The organism is Bradyrhizobium sp. (assembly GCF_047605465.1).
Lineage (GTDB): Bacteria > Pseudomonadota > Alphaproteobacteria > Rhizobiales > Xanthobacteraceae > Bradyrhizobium.
The window spans coordinates 210,643-228,061 of sequence record NZ_JASGFS010000001.1 but is presented as its reverse complement, the minus strand read 5'-3'; the positions used below and the strand labels follow the sequence as shown (position 1 = coordinate 228,061).

Below are 17,419 nucleotides of genomic sequence, written 5' to 3'. Positions count from 1 at the left end.
ATGCCGATGATGCGGATGATTTCGGTGACGGCGCCGTTGAAGCGGCGCCATGGGTTGGCGAACTCGCCGATCTGCTTCCGGCGCTTCACAGGCGGGATGGACGGACGACGGATCGCATCTCAGTTGCTCGATCCCGCGTTGAGCAGCACCTTCAGGTAGGTCAACGTATTGTTGGCGCTCTGGATGGCCGCCTGGTACTTGGCATATTGCGCCTGCAGTTGGGCCTGATAGGCGGATGCGGCGCTCTGGATGTCGTTGACCTTTTGCTGCAGCTCGTCGTCGCGTGACTGCAGATTGCTGATAAGCATCTGGAACGAGCCGCTGCTGGCGGAATACGTCTTGGCGATCTGGTACAGCTGCGTGGCGAGACCGGAGGTGGAAGTGACCGTGATCGACTGCGACGTGGATCCGGAATAGGTGAAGGCCATGCCGGAATAGATCGTTCCCGCGTTGCCGATGATGGTCTTTCCACTGACGGTGAAGAGGGACGAGTCGCCATTGACTGAAGCGGCGGTCAGGCTGCCGGACGCATCCACCTCCAGGTCCAGAACGAAGGATTGCGGGGAGGTTCCCGTATTCACGACGGTCAGCTGGCTCGACGAGGTCGTCGTTTGCGCCGACAACAGCTTGGTGACACCGGCAAGATTGGTGCTGAGGATCTTGTAGAGTGTACCGGTATCGAGCTCGAGTTCGTTCTTTTCGTTGAATGACAGGCCGAGGTCCGCCATCGTCAGCCCGCCCACCGTGCTGTTGAGCGCGGACTGAAGCTGGTTCATGACGTCCCGTACCGTGCCGTCGCCGAACAGCACCGCGCCCGAAGAGGCGGTCCCGTCCGAGTTGGTCGCCTGCTGTGCGATGACCGCATCACGGAACGAATTGTAGTCGGCAACAAACGTCTCGATCGCCGACGCGATCTGGCTCGTATCGGTGGCGATGCCGATGCGCAGCGACGTTCCGCTGGGCGTTGCCTGCAGGAGATTGAAGGTCACCCCGGCAAGAACGTCGGTGATGTCGTTGGTGTCACGGGTCATCGCGATGCCGTCGAGCGCGAAGATCGCCGGCTGTGCCGTTTGCAGGACGTTGCTGAACGAGCCCGAACTGTCCGTCACGCCCAGATTGTAGAGGATGTCGGCGTCGGCGGAACTCGAATAGGTGATGTCGGCCGCGTCCTCGGTCGCGGTCAGCACCATCACGTAGGAGTCGCTGGTGATCTGGACGATTGAAGCCTGGACATGGGTGGTGGTTGTCTGGGCGTTGATTGCGTCGACAACGTCCAGGAGCGACATCGTGTCCGTCACGGTGATATCGACGGCGCTCCCGCCTTCGAGGCCGAGCGCGAAGACCCCGGAACAGCCCAGCGCATCGGTCTGGCTGGATTGCGAGGTGCCGACCACCTTATGCGCTGTCGCAATCTGGCTGATCGTCAGGGTATGATCACCGATCGCAGCGCCGTTGCTGACACTCATCGAAAGCGCCGATGATGCGCTGACATCGCCGCTGGACGTGATGGTCGCGGCGCGTGTCGCGAAAGCATTCGTCGCGAGCGTATTGATCACGGCCGTCGCAAGCGACTTCAGGTCCGAGGCCATGGTACTGAGAGACGTCTGCAGCGCCTGATAGGCAACGATCTTCGCCTCATTGCTGGTGATCGTGGCGGCAATCGTCGTCGCCCGGGCCAGCTTGGCATCCACCGCGGCCTGGATCAGCGTGCTCCAGTCGAGGCTCGCGGAAGTGGTGGTCCCGCTGGTCGTCACCGACGACGCGCTCGACGTCGTCGACGTGCTGCTGGTGCTCGAGCTGATGGTGGTCATTGCGATTTCATGTCCGGGGTGAGGTGGACCGCCGTGGCGGCGGTCCAACGAGGCGCCTGTCCGTTAGCCCAGCAGCTTCAGGAGATACTGCGGCATCTGGTTTGCCGCGGATTCAGCCGATACCGCGGCCTGGGTCTTGACTTCAGCCGACGACAGCCTTGCCTGCTCGGCGGCGATATCGACGTCCTTGATGGCCGAATTGGCGGCTTGAAGATTTTGCACCTGGGTTGAAATCGAGTCCGAGCTGAAATTGAACCGCGATTCCTGCGCGCCGATGCTGGCGCGGGCGGCGGAGACCGAGTCGATGGCTGCATCCAGCGCGGTCAACGCCGACGTGGCGTCGGACAGGGTGCTGACGTCGAGCGAGGAGACACCGAGAGAGGATGCGGTCAGGCTCGACAGCGTGATGGCGATCGTATCGGATCCGGACGAGCCGACCAGAACGGAGACGCCTGAGGCAAATACGCTGGAGCCGTCGAGCAAGCTCTGACCGGAGTAGCGGGTCCCCGTCGCAATGGAGTCGATTTCGCTGGTCAGCTCTGAGAATTCTGAATTGATGTAGGCGCGACTGGAATCGGTCGTGGTGCCCGACGCAGACTGCGACGCCAGCGATTTCATTCGGGCGAGAATATCGGAGATGTTCGAAGCGCCGCCGTCCGCAGTTTGCAGGATCGCGGAGGCCTGGGCCGCATTCGTCGCGGCCTGCTGGAGCGTGGTGATGTCCGAGGAGATGCGGGTGGAGATCGCGAGCCCGGCGGCATCGTCCGATGCGGACGTGATGCGTGAGCCGCTCGACAGCTTCGATAGCGAGCTCGATTCCTGCGCCGAATTGATGTTGAGGTACCGGACAGCCGCATTGGCGGCCACGTTGGTGGAAACGGCGGGCATGACATGTTCCTTTGGGATCGTGAGGCGGACGGGCAGCTTCGCTGCCGTCACCGGGGGCGCCGTGCGTACGGCCCTTCGCTCACTCAAACGAACAAGCCTGGATGCATCAGGCGGCGGCGCGCCGCGTCACGATGCCTCACACATTTTGACGCAGGAGCCGGTGCGTCCGGCCAAGGGAGGCCGCGACCGGCTCAAATCAGTTGCGTGAAAGTTTGGTCCGCTGTGATGGAGGCACGCCATCATCGTCGTTCATCGAGCCTTAACCGACGATTCACGATGTGGAACAGCGCGAGCCCGTCGCGCTGGGCGTGCCTCTCATCGAAGACGAAGCCGTGGTCCTTGATCAGGAAGGGCGATGCGTGTCCGAGGATCCGTGCGCCGGTGTGGACGCAAATCAGGAGTGCCGTTCGGAGGGAGATATCAGCTGCTGGAACCGCGTGGAGCAACCGCGCGGCTTGCGCTTCGGAGCGGGGTATCGGGACCGGCGCTCGCCTGTCGCGATCTGGCTCGCCCCGCTGGGCCGATCGAAGTTCGGCCCAGCTCGTACCGTGATGAAGATCGCTCGATGAGGCGTCTACTGGGAGACGCGCAGCTTCGAGAGAGCCGTACCAATGGTGGAGAAAGTCGAAATCACCTGGCTGGCCGACGTCAGGAGATAGAACTGCGACGTCGAGCTGGCGCAGCTCTGGAGGATGGATGACGTCGCCTCGTTGTCGGTATTCACCTGGATCGTGTAGATGATGACGCCCGTGGCTTTGATGTTGCTGCAAAGCAGCGCCTGACGGGCATCGACCTGGCTCGATTGAGTGCTGCCATCACCGTACCAGCGGTCCTTGGTGTTGAGGCCGTCCGAGAGCAGGATGATGGCCTTCGTGTAATTGTAATTGGAATCCTCGGTCGGCGCATTCAACGGGTTTCCCTGCAGAAGGGATTGCCACGCCCAGAACAAGCCGATCGGCTGATTGGTTGCGCCGCTCGCGGTCATGGCAGTGATGGTGCTCTTGAGCGAGGTCCAGTTGTAACTCAGAGGGGCCAGCTGCTGCGGGCACCAGTCGGACTGGTCCGCAGGATAGTATGTCGTCGAGTCCGACGTGGATGGTGCGGTGGAGGTGACGTCGTTGGATTGGCTTCTGTCCATCACGCAGCCGTTCCATTTGCTCGTGCTGTTGTTGGAGCTGCCGCACAGCATCGTCGATGTCTTCGAGTTGTATTTTGAGCCGCAGGTCCATCCGTTCTCGATGCTGCCGGTCGTGGACCAGTTGCTCCAGTCGATGTAGCCGCTGGAGGCGAAGCTGGTGCCGATGTTGACGTCGGTCGCGAACGGCACGACGGAGATGTAAACGTCCCCGTTCGTGGATGCGTTTGCCGCGAGCTGGGTGATCAGGTTGGATGCCGCGGTCTTGAGCGCTGTCAGCTTGCCGCTGGAAGACATGGATCCCGTATTGTCGAGGGCGAGGGCAACGCGCAGCCGGTTCGTTCCCCAAGTTGCGGTTGAACTGACGTTCAGTGTCAACGAGCTGTAGCCGAAGATAGACATGAACGTCGTCGGATAGATGCTCGTCGCCGTCAGCAGGAGCGTCGATCCGGACGAGGTCGCTGCGGTGTAGGTGGCGGTTACGCTTGGCGACGACGTCGTCGTCCTGGTATATTCCGCGGCAAAGACATTGGCGGCTTCGGTCGATATGGCGCTCGAACTGAGATTCGGAGCGTCTTTCGCGACGAGCAGCGCGGTGCTGTCGAGAGCGCTCTGCATCGCCGTCCGGGCGCTGTTGGCCTGAGAGTAGTCGACGGCAACGCCGATGGCGGCAAGAATGGGCACGAGAGCCAGCGTGAAAATGACCGCGACATTGCCGCGACTGTCGACAAGAAAACGCGAAACTGTTGACCGCACTGTACGCACGAAATTTCCCTCGAAGATGCAGGTGATCCTGCATCTCGTTACAGAGGGCCTCGCGTTAAGCGTGCGTTAGTGCGGTGCCGGAAAAAGACCGCTTTCAACGGTGTGTTTGCGGCCTGAGATGTCTCTCGCCGCGATAGAAAAGAACCGAAACGAATTGGCGGTTCCGCCTGCTCTCGTCGATGATCAAGCTCGGCGTCGCCTCACGTCGCGCAGTCGATCTTCGTGTATCTCTGAGCAGACGGATGCAGGACCGCGTCACAGCGCTTGGAGCGGTGAACATAGCAAAGGGGCCGCACTGGCGGCCCCTCGACTTCTTCGTGGTTGTTTTGAATTGTTTACCAGCGGCCGGGCGGAGGCGGCGGCGGACCTCCAAAGGGCGGCGGTGGTGGCGGCGGCCCACCATACGGCGGCGGTGGCCGACGGTAGCGCGGAGGAGGCGGGGGCGGCGGCGGTCGACGAGGGACGCAGCGTCCGCTCATCGTGCGAAACCAACCGGGCCCGCAGCCATCAGCGACATGCTCCACTAAACCAGAGGCGTCAGGAGAATGCTGTACCGGCATCGCGGAAGCCGACGAAGCCATGGCAAAGCCGATCACAACGACCGACGAATACAGAAGTTTCACGAGATCAACATCTCCCCATAATTGCTTACAGATCGAACCTGACTGAATCGTTGAATGATGGCCAGCGTATTATTTCGCATGGCGGCTGGAACGAATTTAAGGAGAGGCGAGCGCGGCATCCATGTTCACCTGCAGAGCGATGGGAGGCGGTGTGCGCAGTACCGATGCCGTCGCATCCCACCCGGGCGGGCTCCCGGTGAATGACTTCGCGATAATAATGTTGATCGAGGAGAGGGGGCGCTTTGACAGCCGCATTCGCGCGATGCGGATCTGCTGGGGCAGGACATCCGAACAACCCGACGGCACAAGCGCGTCGACGAACCTGTCGTTACATGCCGGCAGATCGGGTCGTCCGGCCGTGCGAGCGGAGGGGCCACATCTGGCGAAGATCGTCTCGTCCAATGTGGGCGTCGGCATCGCCAATCGGCAGCTCCGGCGTATTCAGTCTCCCCGGTGCACGTCGATCGCAGCGCTGGCGAATGCAATCGCATAAGCGCGATCGCCGGCAATGCGTCCACGGATGTCCATATTTGTAAAAAAATGTTTGAAATTGGTCATGCTGCGTCTAATCTTGAAGCTTCGGGAGATGATCCTGCGATACGCAGGTGCCAAGCGAGCTGAAAGAAGTTGAATTTGCGATGGTGACACTAGCTCTTCGCGACCAGGCCGTCGTGATCCACAAGGCCAAAGATCTGCGCTTGGATGACAGGGTTGTCGCTCCACTTGACCGCGGCGAAGTTCGTCTCGAGATGGCCTGGGGCGGGATCTGCGGCTCGGACCTGCACTTCTATCGTGACGGCGGCGTGGGGGCCTCCATCGTCAGAAACCCCATGGTTCTCGGCCACGAATTGTCGGGGATCGTCTGCGAAATCGCTGATGACGTCGAAGGTTTCAAGCCTGGCGATCCCGTCGCGATTCACCCGGCGCGGCTTTGCGGCGAATGTCTCGAATGCCGCAACGGGCGGAACAATCTCTGCCGCAACGTTCGCTTCCTCGGGAGCGCGGCGTTGAACCCGCATTGCGACGGCGGCTTTCGCCGGTACATGACGGTGCAGCAGGGGCAGCTGCGTCACCTGCCGGCCGGGCTCGATCTGGAAGCCGCTGCCCTGACCGAGCCTTTGGCGGTGGTCTTGCATGCGATCAACCGCGCCGGCCCGATCGAGGGCAGGAGCGTACTCGTTCAGGGGGCCGGGCCGATCGGTGTTCTTCTCGTCGCCGCCTTGCGCCTGAAGAATGCGGGACGCATCGTTGCGACGGATCTGAACGAGCTGCCGCTGGAGATCGCGACCGGCATGGGCGCGACGGAGGCCTGGAACACGGCCAGCAGCTTTCCGGAAGAGGAATTCGACGTCGTGTTCGAGGCGACCGGCGTCGCGGCGGCTCTCGCTTCGGCGATCACGCGGACGCGTCGCGGCGGCGTGCTGGCGCAAGTCGGGATCTTCGCGCCGGGGCCCGTCTCGGCGCCGCTGTCGCTGATCGTCAGCCGCGAGATCGATTTCCGCGGGTGTTGGCGCTTCGATGCCGAGTTCGACGAAGCGCTTGCGCTCTTGGCCGAACATAAGCAGCAGCTGACCGGGCTTGTCACCCACAAGTTCGATCTGCCCGACTGCCTCGAGGCCTTCCATGCGGCGTCGGACCGCAAGACCGCTTCCAAGGTTCTCCTCAGGCTCAACGCCTGAGGAGATGGCAGCGTAAGTTCGGCGGGTCCCGCCAAATCCTCTTCGCTAGATCGCGCGAAAGCCTCCGTCGATCGGCAGGGCGACGCCGTGGACCATCGAGGCTCTGTCGCTGAGAAGATAGGCGATCAGGTCCGCGACCTCGCTTGGCTCGGCAAATCGCCCGAGCGGGATACGCGCAAGGCGCGCTGCGCGCTTGGCGGGATCGCTCCAGGCCTGCTTCGCCATCGCGGTCAGCGTCACGGTCGGGTTGATGCCGTTGACGCGGATGTTGTGGGGGCCGAGCTCGATCGCCATCACCCGCGTCATGGCATCCAGTGCGGCCTTCGAGGCGCAGTAGGCGGTCTGTGACGGGATGCCGACGAAGGCGGCCATGCTGGAGACGTTCACGATCGAACCGGGCGCTTTGCGCGCAATCATGTCGCGGCTGACCTCCTGAACGACGGCGAGCGGTGCGATGGCGTTGATCGCCATCAACCGCGAGAAGGTGTCGGTCGTCAGTTCGTGAAGCGGATCGAGGGCCGTGGCGCCCGCGCAGTTGGCGACGAGGTCGATGGGCAACACCGATTGAACCGCGGCTCTCAACTCCTTCTCGTTGGCGATATCGACCGTGAGGGTCTCGCAGCCGATTTCCTCCTTCAGCGTTTCGAGATCGGCCGCCGTCCGGCTGAGCGCAACGACGGTTGCCCCCATCTTGACCAGAAGACGTGCCGTCTCCCGACCGATCCCCTTGCCTGCTCCGGTGACCAGCGCGCGCTTTCCTGCAAATTCCACGTCGTTTCCTCTTGATGTCACGCTCCGTCGCCGAAGCTGGCGGCGGAGATTCTTGCGTTTGTCGGATGTGCCCGTTAGGTTACAAATACGCTCAATATTTTACAAGAAGTTAGGCAACATGAAGCGGAGCCACGAGAGGGACGCCGTCATTCTGTCGACGGTGAAGGCGGAGGAATTCGCATCGATCGAGGCCCTGGCGCTGGCCTGCGAGACGTCCACGCAGACAATTCGCCGCGATTTGGCGCGATTGAGCGAGGACGGGAAGCTCCTGCGCTACCACGGCGGCGCAAGGCGGCTGGAGGCCGACCGGGTTCCCAGCTATGCGACGCGTAGCGCCAGCCATGTTCGCGAAAAGGTAGCCGCGGCCGCGCAAATTCTGGATGTAGTGCCGGACGGCTCCTCGCTATTCCTGGCGGGGGGCTCAACCCTGGAATGCGTCGCGCAAGCCTTGCTGCGGCGTAGTCAGCTGACGATCGTGACCAACAATCTGCATGCCGCAATGACCTTCCACGACAAGGAAGGTTTCCGCGTCCATCTTGTGGGCGGGTGGTTGCGGACTGCCAGCGGGTCATTGGTCGGAGCTGCGACGGCCGAATCTATCTCGATGTTTTCGCTGGATTTTTCGATCGTAAGCACCCGCGGCATCACGGCTGATGGCTGGCTTCTGGAATATGATCAGGATCTCGTCCAGCCGGTCGAGAACATGATGGAGAATGCACGGACTGCGGTTCTCGTCGCGGACAGTTCGAAGTTCGGATCGACGGGAATCGTGCGCGTTGGTCACCTCAAGGATATCGACCATTTCCTGACCAACGAGCGGCCCGACCCGGAATTTGCGGCCCTGCTCGAGAGCAACCGGGTGGTGCTGCATGTGCCGAATGCAAGGGCCGGTCACAAGGTCGTTGATCAGAAATGATCATGAGTTGACAAAAACGATCAAATGGGAAAGATTTCGGCCGTGAGTGACGCCGCCGCCGGCGGTCGAGCGCTCGCAGCCGTGCGCCCAGTCAAGGGCGGCGGGGAATAAGCGGGCTACACAGCCGCAACGGAGGAAGAATGAAAGCGATAGTACTCTCAACCGTCATTGCATTGACCGCCGCTCCGGCGATGGCCCAGGAGGCCTTCAACTGGCGCAAGCACGACGGCCAGACTATCAACCTGATGCTCAACAACACGGCATGGACGCAGACGCTGCGGCCGCTGCTCGACGAATTCACCAAGAAGACCGGCATCAAGCTGCGTACCGAGGTGTTCAGCGAGGAGCAGTATCGCGCGCGCCTCAACACGCTGCTGCAGGCCAAGTCGACCGACGTCGATGCGTTCATGACGCTGCCGTCGCGCGAGGCGCCGCTGTTCCAGAAGAACGGCTGGTATGCCGACCTGCGGCCGCTGCTGAAGTCCTCGACCAGCCCGGACTACGACTACGACGGCATCAGCAAGTCGCTTCGTGAAGGCGGCATCGTCGACGGCGCCGTCACGAGCATTCCGATCAACGTGGAAGGCCCGCTCTTCTACTGGCGCCGCGACATCTTCGAGAAGTGCAAGATCGACAAGCCCGAGTTCCTCGAGGACCTGCCGGCCGTCGCCGCCAAGATCAAGGCGTGTGACAGCTCGATCTATCCGTGGGCGGCGCGCGGCCTGCGCGGCACCGTCGGCTATCCGCTCGGCGGCTTCATCTACAACATGGGCGGCGACTTCAAGACGCCGGACGGAAAGGCGACGCTGTGTCTGCCGGGCACGATCAAGGGCCTGCAGATCTACGGTGATCTGCTGAAGGATTACGGTCCTCCGGGCGCCACCAACCACACCTACATCCAGGTCATCGATCTGCTTGCCCAGGGCCGCGTCGCGATGACGAACGAGTCTTCGGGCGACATGATCAACGTCCTCAAGCGGCCCGAGCGCATCGAGGACATCAGCATCGGCGTCCTGCCCAAGGGCAAGGAAACCGGCATCTCCAAGCCGATCGTGATCAACTGGGGTGTTTCGGTCTCGAACTACTCGCAGAAGAAGGATGCGGCCTGGTATTTCCTGCAGTGGGTCACCAGCAAGGAAGTTCAGGCGCTGATGGCTGAGGGCGGAATCGCTCCGCCGCGCGCCTCGGTCTTCGAAAGCGAGAAGTTCGCCAAGTGGATCGACGAAAATCGTCCGCGCCGCGAATGGGCCAAGGCGGTCAAGGAGATCTCGGCGACGGGTTCGCCGGACTACCAGACGCCGACGCTGACCCGTACCCCCGAAGCGCGGGACATCCTCAGCAACGTGGTCCAGCAGATCGTGCTCGGCCAGGCCGACGCTAAGACGGCTGCTTGTGCCGTGACCGAACAGGTCCAGGCCCTCCAGCAGTAACATTGCGTCTTCGCTCTCAGGGACCGCTCCCGATCGGGTAGCGGTCCCCACAGCGCAAATTCGCAATCGGAGTTTTCTCAAGTGCAAGACGCGCAGCCCCAGGGCCAGTCCGCCCTTTCGATACGCTGGATGATCCTGCCCGCCGTCATCATGACGCTCGCGATGGTCGTCTTTCCGCTCGGCTTTGCGATCCAGCTCAGCCTCGGCGGCGGCAGTCCTTCCGGCTTCAGTGGTGCGAACTATCAGCGGCTGGTCGTCGATCCGGTTTTCTGGAGCGCCCTGAAGATCACGCTCGGGCTGTTTGCGGCGGCCCTGGTGCTGCAACTCGTCCTCGGAACGGCTCTGGCCCTGCTGCTCAATCGCTTCGACGTGGTTCGCGGACTCGTTCGCACGGCGATCCTGTCGCCTTTCATGCTGCCGCCCGTCGTCGTCGGCATGATCGCGATCGTCACGCTCGACCCCGGCCTTGGCGCGGCCAACTGGGTCCTTCAGTCGGTCGGGCTGCCGCCGTTCCTCTGGCTTGCCTCGCCGCAATGGTCGTTGCTGGTCGTCGCGCTGATCGACACCTGGCAGTGGACGCCGTTCGTCGCGCTGATCGTGCTGGGCGGCCTGCAGGCCTTGCCGTCGCGGGTGTATGAAGCGGCCGAGATCGACGGTGCGGTCGGCATCAAGCGCTTCTGGTTCATCACCCTGCCGCTGCTCGGCCCGACGCTCCTGACGGCTGCGGTCCTACGCACGGTCGATCTGCTGCGCTTCTTCGACATCATCTACATCACGACGCAGGGCGGTCCGGGAAACGCCACGACGACGCTGAACATCTACGCCTACAAGCTCGGCTTCGACTTCATGGACATCGGCTACGCCTCGGCGATCATGATCTCGCTCGCGACCATCGTGTTCGGCTCCGTCCTGTTCTTCGCAGCGCTTCGCAGAAAGGTGGCTTGGTGATGAACGAGGTCAAGCATCCGCTGCTCGTCAAGGTGGCCTTCTCGGTCGGTTCGCTGATCTTCCTGTTTCCGATCCTCTGGATGGCCCTGTCGAGCCTGAAGAGCCCTCTCGAGGTGACGGCCTATCCGCCGAAATTGTTCTTCATGCCGACGATGGAGAACTACGGCGAGTTGTTCGGACGGACGGACTTCCTGCACAACACGTGGAATTCGTTCGTCGTCGCAGGCGGCTCGACCGTGCTCGGCGTTCTCCTGGCGACGCCCGCGGCATTCGCGATTTCCTGGCACAGGATGACCTGGCCGGCGACCGTCAGCCTGTTCGCCCGCATGGCGCCCGGCACGCTGTTTCTGCTGCCCTGGTTCATCATGTTCTCGAACCTGGGGCTGCAGGGCAGCTTCACGGCGCTGATCCTGGCTCACGCCGTGATCACCATGCCGCTCGCGCTCTGGATCCTGCTGCCGTATTTCGACGGCATGCCGCGCGAAGTCGTCGAGAGCGGACAGATCGACGGCTGCAACGGGTTGAGCATCCTGATCCGCATCGTGCTTCCGATGATCTATCCGGGCGTCATCGTCGCCACGATCATGAGCTTCGTGTTCTCGTGGAACTACTTCCTGTTCGCGCTGGCTCTTTCCGGCTTCGAGACGAAAACGGCGATCGTCGCCTCCTTCAACTTCATCGGTGAGGGCACCACGAACTGGGGTGCGCTGATGGCTGCGGCCACGGTCATCGCGATTCCGCCGCTCGTCCTCACCTTCATCGTCCAGCGCTGGCTCGTGGCCGGCTTGTCATTTGGTGCGGTCAAGGGCTGAGCCCGCTCGTCCGACCCGACCATCGAGGTTTGCTTATGAGTTCCGTCACGGTTCGTAACGTCGCCAAGCGCTATGGCACCCATAGCGTCATTCGAGATCTCTCCTTCGAGATCAAGGACGGCGAGTTCATGGTGTTCGTGGGCCCATCGGGCTGCGGAAAATCCACGCTTCTGCGCATGATCGCGGGGCTGGAGTCCTTTCAGGGCGGACAAGTCCTGATCGGCGATCGCGTCGTCAACGGCGTGCCGGCCCGCGACCGGGACATCGCCATGGTGTTCCAGGATTACGCGCTCTACCCGCACATGACGATCCGGGACAACATGTCCTTCAGCCTCAAGATGCGCGGCACGGACAAGGCGGAGATCGACCGCCGCGTCGCCTCGGCGGCCGAAACGCTTCAGATCGGCCATCTGCTTGACCGCAAGCCGCGCGCCCTCTCGGGAGGACAGCGTCAGCGCGTCGCCATGGGACGCGCGATCGTGCGCGAGCCGGCCGTATTCCTGTTCGACGAACCGCTCTCCAACCTCGACGCCAAGCTGCGGGTCGAGGTGCGTACCGAGATCAAGCGCCTTCATCAGCGGCTCGCGACGACGATGATCTACGTTACCCATGACCAGGTCGAGGCCATGACGATGGCCGACCGCATCGTCGTGCTGCGCGGCGGAGAGATCGAGCAGATCGGTACGCCGCAGGAGCTCTACCGGGAGCCGCGCACGCGTTTCGTCGCGGGCTTCATCGGATCGCCGGCGATGAACTTCCTGCCGGCGCGGATCGAGGGAGAGACGGGCGTCCTCGCCACCGGCGACCGCATCCCGTTGCGCCGCGTGGGCTCGGCTGCCGCGTCCGAGGGTGAGATCGGCATCAGGCCGGAGCATATCTCGCTGGCGAGCGAGGGCGGCATCGAAGCGACGGTCGATGTCGTCGAGACGCTGGGATCGGACACGTTGCTTGCTGCCAGCGTCGCCGGCTCGCCCATCATCGCCCGGCTTCCCGGCGACTGCGTTCCGGTGCCGGGGGAGCGTTTGAAGCTGGCTTTCGCGCCGCATCAGGCGCTCGCTTTCGGCGCAGACGGTCTTCGCATCTAAATTTTCTCAAGCGCCGGAATCGCCGGCAAGGAACATCATCATGAAGGCGGCCATCTTCGACGGCACTGAAACCCTCCTGCTCCAGGATCTGCCGATTCAGGAGCCGAAGCATGACGAGGTCCTGATCCGGATCGATTCCGCGACGATCTGCGGCACCGACCAGCACATCATCGAAGGCAAGTTCTGGGCGAAGCCGCCGGTCGTGCTCGGCCACGAGTTCTCGGGCTATGTCGAGCGCATCGGCAGTTCCGTGCGGATATGCAAGCCGGGTGACCTGGTCTCCGTCGAACCCCACGTCTACTGCGGCTGCTGCAAGCCGTGCCGGCTCGGCAAGCCGCATCTGTGCCTCGATCGTCTGGCCTGGGGCATCAACCTGAACGGCGGATTCGAGCAATACGCCACTGTCCGCATGGACACGGTATATCGCGTGCCCGAGGGCATCAGCGCCGAGGAAGCCGCGCTGGGTGAAATCACGGGCTGCTGTCTGCACGGCATCGACCGCGTCAACGTCGAACTCGGCGATACCGTCCTGATCCTCGGCGGCGGTGCGGCGGGCCTCATCCTCGCGCGGCTCGCGGAATTGCGCGGCGCCGCGAAGATCATCATCTCCGAACCCAATGCCGGGCGACGCGAACAGATCCGCGCGTTCGGATATCCTCACGTCGTCGATCCCATCAACGAAGACCTCGCGGCCGTGGTCGCGGCAGCGACGGGCGACCTCGGCGCCGATATCGTGATCGAGGCGGCCGGTCGCCCGGAGACGGCCGAGCAGGCGGTCGAACTGGTCTGTCATGGCGGCAAGGTGCTGTTCTTCGGCGTTGCCGCGCCCGGAGCGAAGGCGTCGATCGAGCCGAACCGGGTTTTCGCCCGCGAAATCACCATCGTCGGCTCGATCCGCAATCCCTACACGCACCACCGCGTCATGGAGATCATGCCGCGGCTGCGCCTGAAGGACATCGTCACGCACCGCTTCGCGCTGTCCGATATCGGAAAGGCCTTTGCCACCGCTCATCATGGTGAAGGCTTGAAGATCTGCATCAAGCCCAACGGCTGAGACGATGCCCCGTTTCGACTGCCTCTCTTTCGGTAGCTCCGCTTTCGACGTGCTGATGTCGGTCGATCGGCCGCCCCGCAGCGACGAGCGCATCAGCGCGCACTCCGTCACTTCCGGCGGCGGCGGGCCCGCATCGACGGCCTCGACCGCGATGGCGCGGCTTGGCCTCACGGTCGGCCTGGTCACGGCGGTCGGGCAGGATGTGTTCGGCGATCTCATGGTCAGCGAGTTCGAGCGTTTCGGCGTGGAGAACTCGGGGATCCAGCGGGTCACGGGCTCGTCGACCATCAGCTCCGTTCTCATCGAGCGTGAGACGGCGCACCGCAGCATGGTGGTCTATGGCGGCTGCATCAACCGGATCGATCTGGATGCGATCGATTTCGACCGGATCCGCGAGGCACGACTGGTTCATCTCGACGGCAACAATCCCATGCTCGCGCTGCGCGCCGCTCGTCGCGCGCGTGAACTCGGAGTGACGACGTCTCTCGACGGCGGCAACATGTCGGCCGAGGCGCTGGCGCCCGTGCTGCCGTTCATCGATATCTACATTCCGGACGAGCAGAGCATGCGCCGGCAACTCAGAGCCGACATATCGATCGAGGACGCCTGCCGCGCCTATCACGTGGAGGGGCCGACCCTCGTCTGCATCACGCGGGCCGAACACGGCAGCGTTGCCTTCGACGGTGAGCGGTTCTGGACGCAGCCGGTGTACTCCGGCGTTGCGGTCGTCGATACCACCGGTGCGGGCGACAATTTCCATGGAGCGTTTCTGGCAGCCCGTTTGGAGGGCCAGGATCTCGACCACGCGCTGCGCTTCGCCAACACTTATGCAGCCTTGTGCTGCCGCGGCGTCGGCGGGCGCGCGACCGCGCCGGATATGGCGGAGACATTGGAGCATGTTGCCCGTTTTCCCGGGCTCGCTCCGGACACAACTTCATAAGGGAATGCACGATGGCGAACTGGACTGAATTCAAACGCGACGCCGTTTTGATCGGCGGGCAGTGGACCGCTGCGGCGTCGGGCAAGACGATCGATGTCATCGACCCCGCGACCGGCACCAAGCTCGGCACCGTTCCCTCGGTCGGAGCGGACGAAACGCGCGCCGCGATCGAAGCTGCGCATAATGCCTTTCCGGCCTGGTCCGGCAAGACGGCGCAGGAACGCGCGGCACTGCTGCGCCGGCTCGCCGACGAACTGCTCGCCAATCAGGACGCGCTCGCTGAACTCCTGACACGCGAGCAGGGCAAGCCGCTGGCGGAAGCCAAGGGCGAAGTGGGCATGAGTGCGGCCTATGTCCAGTGGTTCGCCGAAGAAGCCCGGCGCGTCTACGGCGACGTCATCCCGTCGCCCTGGGCCGGCCGTCGTATCATCGTGACCAAGCAGCCGGTCGGTGTCGTCGGCGCGATCACGCCCTGGAATTTTCCCTCTTCGATGCTGGCGCGCAAGATCGGCGCGGCACTCGCCGCAGGCTGCACGGTGGTGGCGAAGCCGGCCTCGCAGACTCCTTACTCCGCTCTGGCGTGGGGCGTTCTGGCCGAGAAGGTCGGTATCCCCGCCGGCGTCGTCAACATCGTGACCGGCGACGCTCGCGCGGTGGGCGGCGAACTCACCGCCAATCCGCTCGTGCGCAAGATCAGCTTCACCGGCTCGACGCCCGTCGGCAAGGTCTTGCTGCGGCAGGCCGCGGACACCGTCAAGAAGGTCTCGATGGAATTGGGCGGCAACGCGCCCTTCCTCATCTTCGACGATGCCGATCTCGATCGCGCTGTTGAAGGCGCCATTGCCGCCAAGTTCCGCAATTCGGGACAAACCTGCGTCTGCACCAACCGCTTCTATGCGCAGGCCGGCATCTATGACGCTTTCGTCGAGAAAATCGCGGCGGCCGTGAAGAAGCTGAAGGTCGGCTCGGGCCTGGAGACCGGTGTCACGCAAGGTCCTCTCATCGACGACAAGGCGCTTGCCAAGGTCGAGGAAATGGTGACAGACGCGAAGTCCAAGGGCGGCGTCGTCAAGGCCGGCGGCCAGCGCCACAGCCTCGGTCTCAGCTTCTACGAACCGACCGTGATCGCGGGCGCGACCAGCAACATGCAGTTCGCGCGCGAGGAGATTTTCGGGCCGGTCGCGCCAGTCTTCCGCTTCGAAACGGAGGAGGAGGCCATCCGCCTCGCCAACGACACCGAATACGGCTTGGCTTGCTACTTCTACACGCGCGATCTCGGCCGCACCTTCCGAGTCTCCGAAGCGCTGCAGTACGGCATCGTCGGCGTGAACGAGGGGCTGGTGACCACCGAGGTCGCTCCCTTCGGCGGAGTCAAGGAATCCGGCATGGGCTCCGAAGGCTCCAAATACGGCCTGCAGGACTACCTCGACATCAAATACACCTGCATCGGAGGGCTCGGGCAGTGAGTGGTCACAAGATCGCGCTCCTCCCCGGAGACGGCATCGGCAGCGAAGTCATCGACGCGTCGCTGCAGGTGCTCGACAAGGCCGCACAACGGTTCGGCTTCACGCTGAACTACACACGGTTCGACTGGTCCTGCGATACCTATCTGCGGACCGGACGGATGATGCCGGAAGACGGCATCGAGCAGTTGCGGAAGTCGAACTCCATCCTGCTCGGCGCCGTAGGCTGGCCGCAGAAGGTTCCGGATGCTGTTTCGCTGCACGGTCTGCTGTTGCCGATCCGCAAGGCGTTCGACCTCTACGTCAATGCCCGTCCGCACAAGCTGCTTGCGGGTGTGACCGGGCCGCTGCGGGCTGAGGCCTTCGATATTCTCTGCATTCGCGAGAATACGGAGGGAGAGTACAGCGGCGCCGGCGGTCGGGTTCATGTCGGCACGCCGGAAGAGGTCGCAGTCGAAACATCGGTTTTCACGCGCCGAGGTGTCGAGCGCATCCTGCGTTACGGCTTCGAGCAGGCGCGCAAGCGCAGCCGGCGCCTGGCCTCCGTCACCAAATCGAATGCCCAGAAGCATTCGATGGTGTTCTGGGATGAAGTGACCGAGCAGGTCGCGCGGGATTATCCCGACGTCAGCGTGACGCGTTACCACATCGACGCGATCGCGGCCCGTTTCGTCATGCAACCCGAAACGCTCGACGTCGTGGTCGCATCCAACCTGTTCGGCGACATTCTCACGGACATCGGCGCGGCCATCCAGGGCGGCCTGGGCTTCGCGGCCTCGGCCAACGTCAATCCCAATGGCGGCGTGCCTTCGATGTTCGAGCCGGTCCATGGCTCGGCCCCGGATATCGCGGGGCGCGGCATCGCCAATCCGCTTGCGACGATCTGGTCTGCCGCTCTGATGCTCGATCATCTCGGCGAGTCCGCCGGTGCCGCCGCCATTCTCGAGGCGATGTCCCGCGTCACCGCCAAAGGCAATGTGAAGACACCCGATCAGGGGGGCCGGGCCACGACCTCCGAGGTCGCAGCGGCGGTCGCCGCCGAACTTTCTTGACCCGTCAACGTGGCCGCAGTGCCACTCTCAGGAGAATTTAATGTCTA

At 63.1% G+C, this 17,419-nt stretch carries 17 protein-coding genes; 11 read left to right on the top strand and 6 right to left on the bottom strand.

Annotated features, from left to right (window positions below):
- Positions 1–119: 119 nt before the first annotated feature.
- On the bottom strand, positions 120–1,811 hold the full coding sequence (gene fliD, locus QM712_RS01120) for a flagellar filament capping protein FliD (protein WP_415021169.1): 1,692 nt from the start codon (positions 1,809–1,811) through the stop codon (positions 120–122).
- A gap of 63 nt (positions 1,812–1,874) precedes the next feature.
- Positions 1,875–2,699: a flagellin gene (locus QM712_RS01115; protein WP_415021168.1), complete on the bottom strand. Its 825-nt coding sequence runs from the start codon at positions 2,697–2,699 to the stop codon at positions 1,875–1,877.
- A 278-nt stretch (positions 2,700–2,977) separates the two neighbouring features.
- On the opposite strand from QM712_RS01115, the gene QM712_RS01110 reads away from it, so the two are divergent.
- The gene (locus tag QM712_RS01110) at positions 2,978–3,268 is read left to right on the top strand and encodes a hypothetical protein (RefSeq protein ID WP_415021167.1); all 291 of its coding nucleotides are present in this window, start codon (positions 2,978–2,980) and stop codon (positions 3,266–3,268) included.
- A gap of 5 nt (positions 3,269–3,273) precedes the next feature.
- Here the strand turns inward: QM712_RS01110 and QM712_RS01105 are convergent, their stop codons facing one another.
- The 3 genes from QM712_RS01105 to QM712_RS01095 form a co-directional block, all read right to left on the bottom strand.
- Entirely contained in the window at positions 3,274–4,599 is a 1,326-nt protein-coding gene (locus QM712_RS01105; RefSeq protein WP_415021166.1) for a pilus assembly protein TadG-related protein, read from the bottom strand.
- 335 nt (positions 4,600–4,934) lie between these two features.
- On the bottom strand, positions 4,935–5,159 hold the full coding sequence (locus QM712_RS01100; RefSeq protein WP_415021353.1) for a GCG_CRPN prefix-to-repeats domain-containing protein: 225 nt from the start codon (positions 5,157–5,159) through the stop codon (positions 4,935–4,937).
- 159 nt (positions 5,160–5,318) lie between these two features.
- Entirely contained in the window at positions 5,319–5,645 is a 327-nt protein-coding gene (locus tag QM712_RS01095) for a hypothetical protein (RefSeq protein ID WP_415021165.1), read from the bottom strand.
- Between the two features lie 275 nt (positions 5,646–5,920).
- Between QM712_RS01095 and QM712_RS01090 the strand changes: the two genes are divergently transcribed.
- Positions 5,921–6,901 (top strand): L-idonate 5-dehydrogenase, encoded by a 981-nt coding sequence (locus QM712_RS01090; protein WP_415021164.1) that lies wholly within the window; start codon positions 5,921–5,923, stop codon positions 6,899–6,901.
- A 45-nt stretch (positions 6,902–6,946) separates the two neighbouring features.
- Here the strand turns inward: QM712_RS01090 and QM712_RS01085 are convergent, their stop codons facing one another.
- A complete protein-coding gene (locus tag QM712_RS01085) occupies positions 6,947–7,672 on the bottom strand; it encodes an SDR family oxidoreductase (protein ID WP_415021163.1) in 726 nt (241 codons plus the stop codon).
- Positions 7,673–7,790: 118 nt separating this feature from the next.
- On the opposite strand from QM712_RS01085, the gene QM712_RS01080 reads away from it, so the two are divergent.
- From QM712_RS01080 to QM712_RS01040, 9 genes are all read left to right on the top strand, one after another.
- Positions 7,791–8,588 carry a DeoR/GlpR family DNA-binding transcription regulator gene (locus tag QM712_RS01080; RefSeq protein WP_415021162.1) on the top strand — a complete coding sequence of 266 codons (798 nt, stop codon included), beginning with the start codon at positions 7,791–7,793 and terminating at the stop codon, positions 8,586–8,588.
- Positions 8,589–8,728: 140 nt separating this feature from the next.
- A complete protein-coding gene (locus QM712_RS01075) occupies positions 8,729–10,018 on the top strand; it encodes an ABC transporter substrate-binding protein (protein ID WP_415021161.1) in 1,290 nt (429 codons plus the stop codon).
- 129 nt (positions 10,019–10,147) lie between these two features.
- Positions 10,148–10,966 (top strand): carbohydrate ABC transporter permease, encoded by an 819-nt coding sequence (locus QM712_RS01070; protein WP_415021160.1) that lies wholly within the window; start codon positions 10,148–10,150, stop codon positions 10,964–10,966.
- Positions 10,966–11,778 carry a carbohydrate ABC transporter permease gene (locus QM712_RS01065; protein WP_415021159.1) on the top strand — a complete coding sequence of 271 codons (813 nt, stop codon included), beginning with the start codon at positions 10,966–10,968 and terminating at the stop codon, positions 11,776–11,778. Before QM712_RS01070 ends, QM712_RS01065 begins: the two co-directional genes overlap by 1 nt.
- Positions 11,779–11,813: 35 nt before the next feature.
- Complete coding sequence (locus tag QM712_RS01060; protein WP_415021158.1) at positions 11,814–12,863, top strand: ABC transporter ATP-binding protein; 1,050 nt, start codon at positions 11,814–11,816, stop codon at positions 12,861–12,863.
- A 40-nt stretch (positions 12,864–12,903) separates the two neighbouring features.
- Positions 12,904–13,917 (top strand): zinc-dependent alcohol dehydrogenase family protein, encoded by a 1,014-nt coding sequence (locus QM712_RS01055; protein ID WP_415021157.1) that lies wholly within the window; start codon positions 12,904–12,906, stop codon positions 13,915–13,917.
- A gap of 4 nt (positions 13,918–13,921) precedes the next feature.
- Positions 13,922–14,857, top strand: coding sequence for a carbohydrate kinase family protein (locus tag QM712_RS01050; RefSeq protein ID WP_415021156.1), 936 nt, complete (start codon positions 13,922–13,924; stop codon positions 14,855–14,857).
- Between the two features lie 11 nt (positions 14,858–14,868).
- Positions 14,869–16,323 (top strand): NAD-dependent succinate-semialdehyde dehydrogenase, encoded by a 1,455-nt coding sequence (locus QM712_RS01045; RefSeq protein ID WP_415021155.1) that lies wholly within the window; start codon positions 14,869–14,871, stop codon positions 16,321–16,323.
- A complete protein-coding gene (locus QM712_RS01040) occupies positions 16,320–17,372 on the top strand; it encodes a tartrate dehydrogenase (RefSeq protein WP_415021154.1) in 1,053 nt (350 codons plus the stop codon). The genes QM712_RS01045 and QM712_RS01040 overlap by 4 nt, the downstream gene beginning before the upstream one ends.
- Positions 17,373–17,419 lie beyond the last annotated feature (47 nt).

Bases quoted from the DNA above. Each gene is read 5' to 3' on its own strand.
- fliD (WP_415021169.1), bottom strand. From the start codon at position 1,811: ATGACCACCATCAGCTCGAGCACCAGCAGCACGTCGACGACGTCGAGC.
- QM712_RS01115 (WP_415021168.1), bottom strand. From the start codon at position 2,699: ATGCCCGCCGTTTCCACCAACGTGGCCGCCAATGCGGCTGTCCGGTAC.
- QM712_RS01100 (WP_415021353.1), bottom strand. From the start codon at position 5,159: ATGCCGGTACAGCATTCTCCTGACGCCTCTGGTTTAGTGGAGCATGTC.
- QM712_RS01080 (WP_415021162.1), top strand. From the start codon at position 7,791: ATGAAGCGGAGCCACGAGAGGGACGCCGTCATTCTGTCGACGGTGAAG.
- QM712_RS01075 (WP_415021161.1), top strand. From the start codon at position 8,729: ATGAAAGCGATAGTACTCTCAACCGTCATTGCATTGACCGCCGCTCCG.
- QM712_RS01070 (WP_415021160.1), top strand. From the start codon at position 10,148: ATGATCCTGCCCGCCGTCATCATGACGCTCGCGATGGTCGTCTTTCCG.
- QM712_RS01065 (WP_415021159.1), top strand. From the start codon at position 10,966: ATGAACGAGGTCAAGCATCCGCTGCTCGTCAAGGTGGCCTTCTCGGTC.
- QM712_RS01060 (WP_415021158.1), top strand. From the start codon at position 11,814: ATGAGTTCCGTCACGGTTCGTAACGTCGCCAAGCGCTATGGCACCCAT.
- QM712_RS01055 (WP_415021157.1), top strand. From the start codon at position 12,904: ATGAAGGCGGCCATCTTCGACGGCACTGAAACCCTCCTGCTCCAGGAT.
- QM712_RS01050 (WP_415021156.1), top strand. From the start codon at position 13,922: ATGCCCCGTTTCGACTGCCTCTCTTTCGGTAGCTCCGCTTTCGACGTG.
- QM712_RS01045 (WP_415021155.1), top strand. From the start codon at position 14,869: ATGGCGAACTGGACTGAATTCAAACGCGACGCCGTTTTGATCGGCGGG.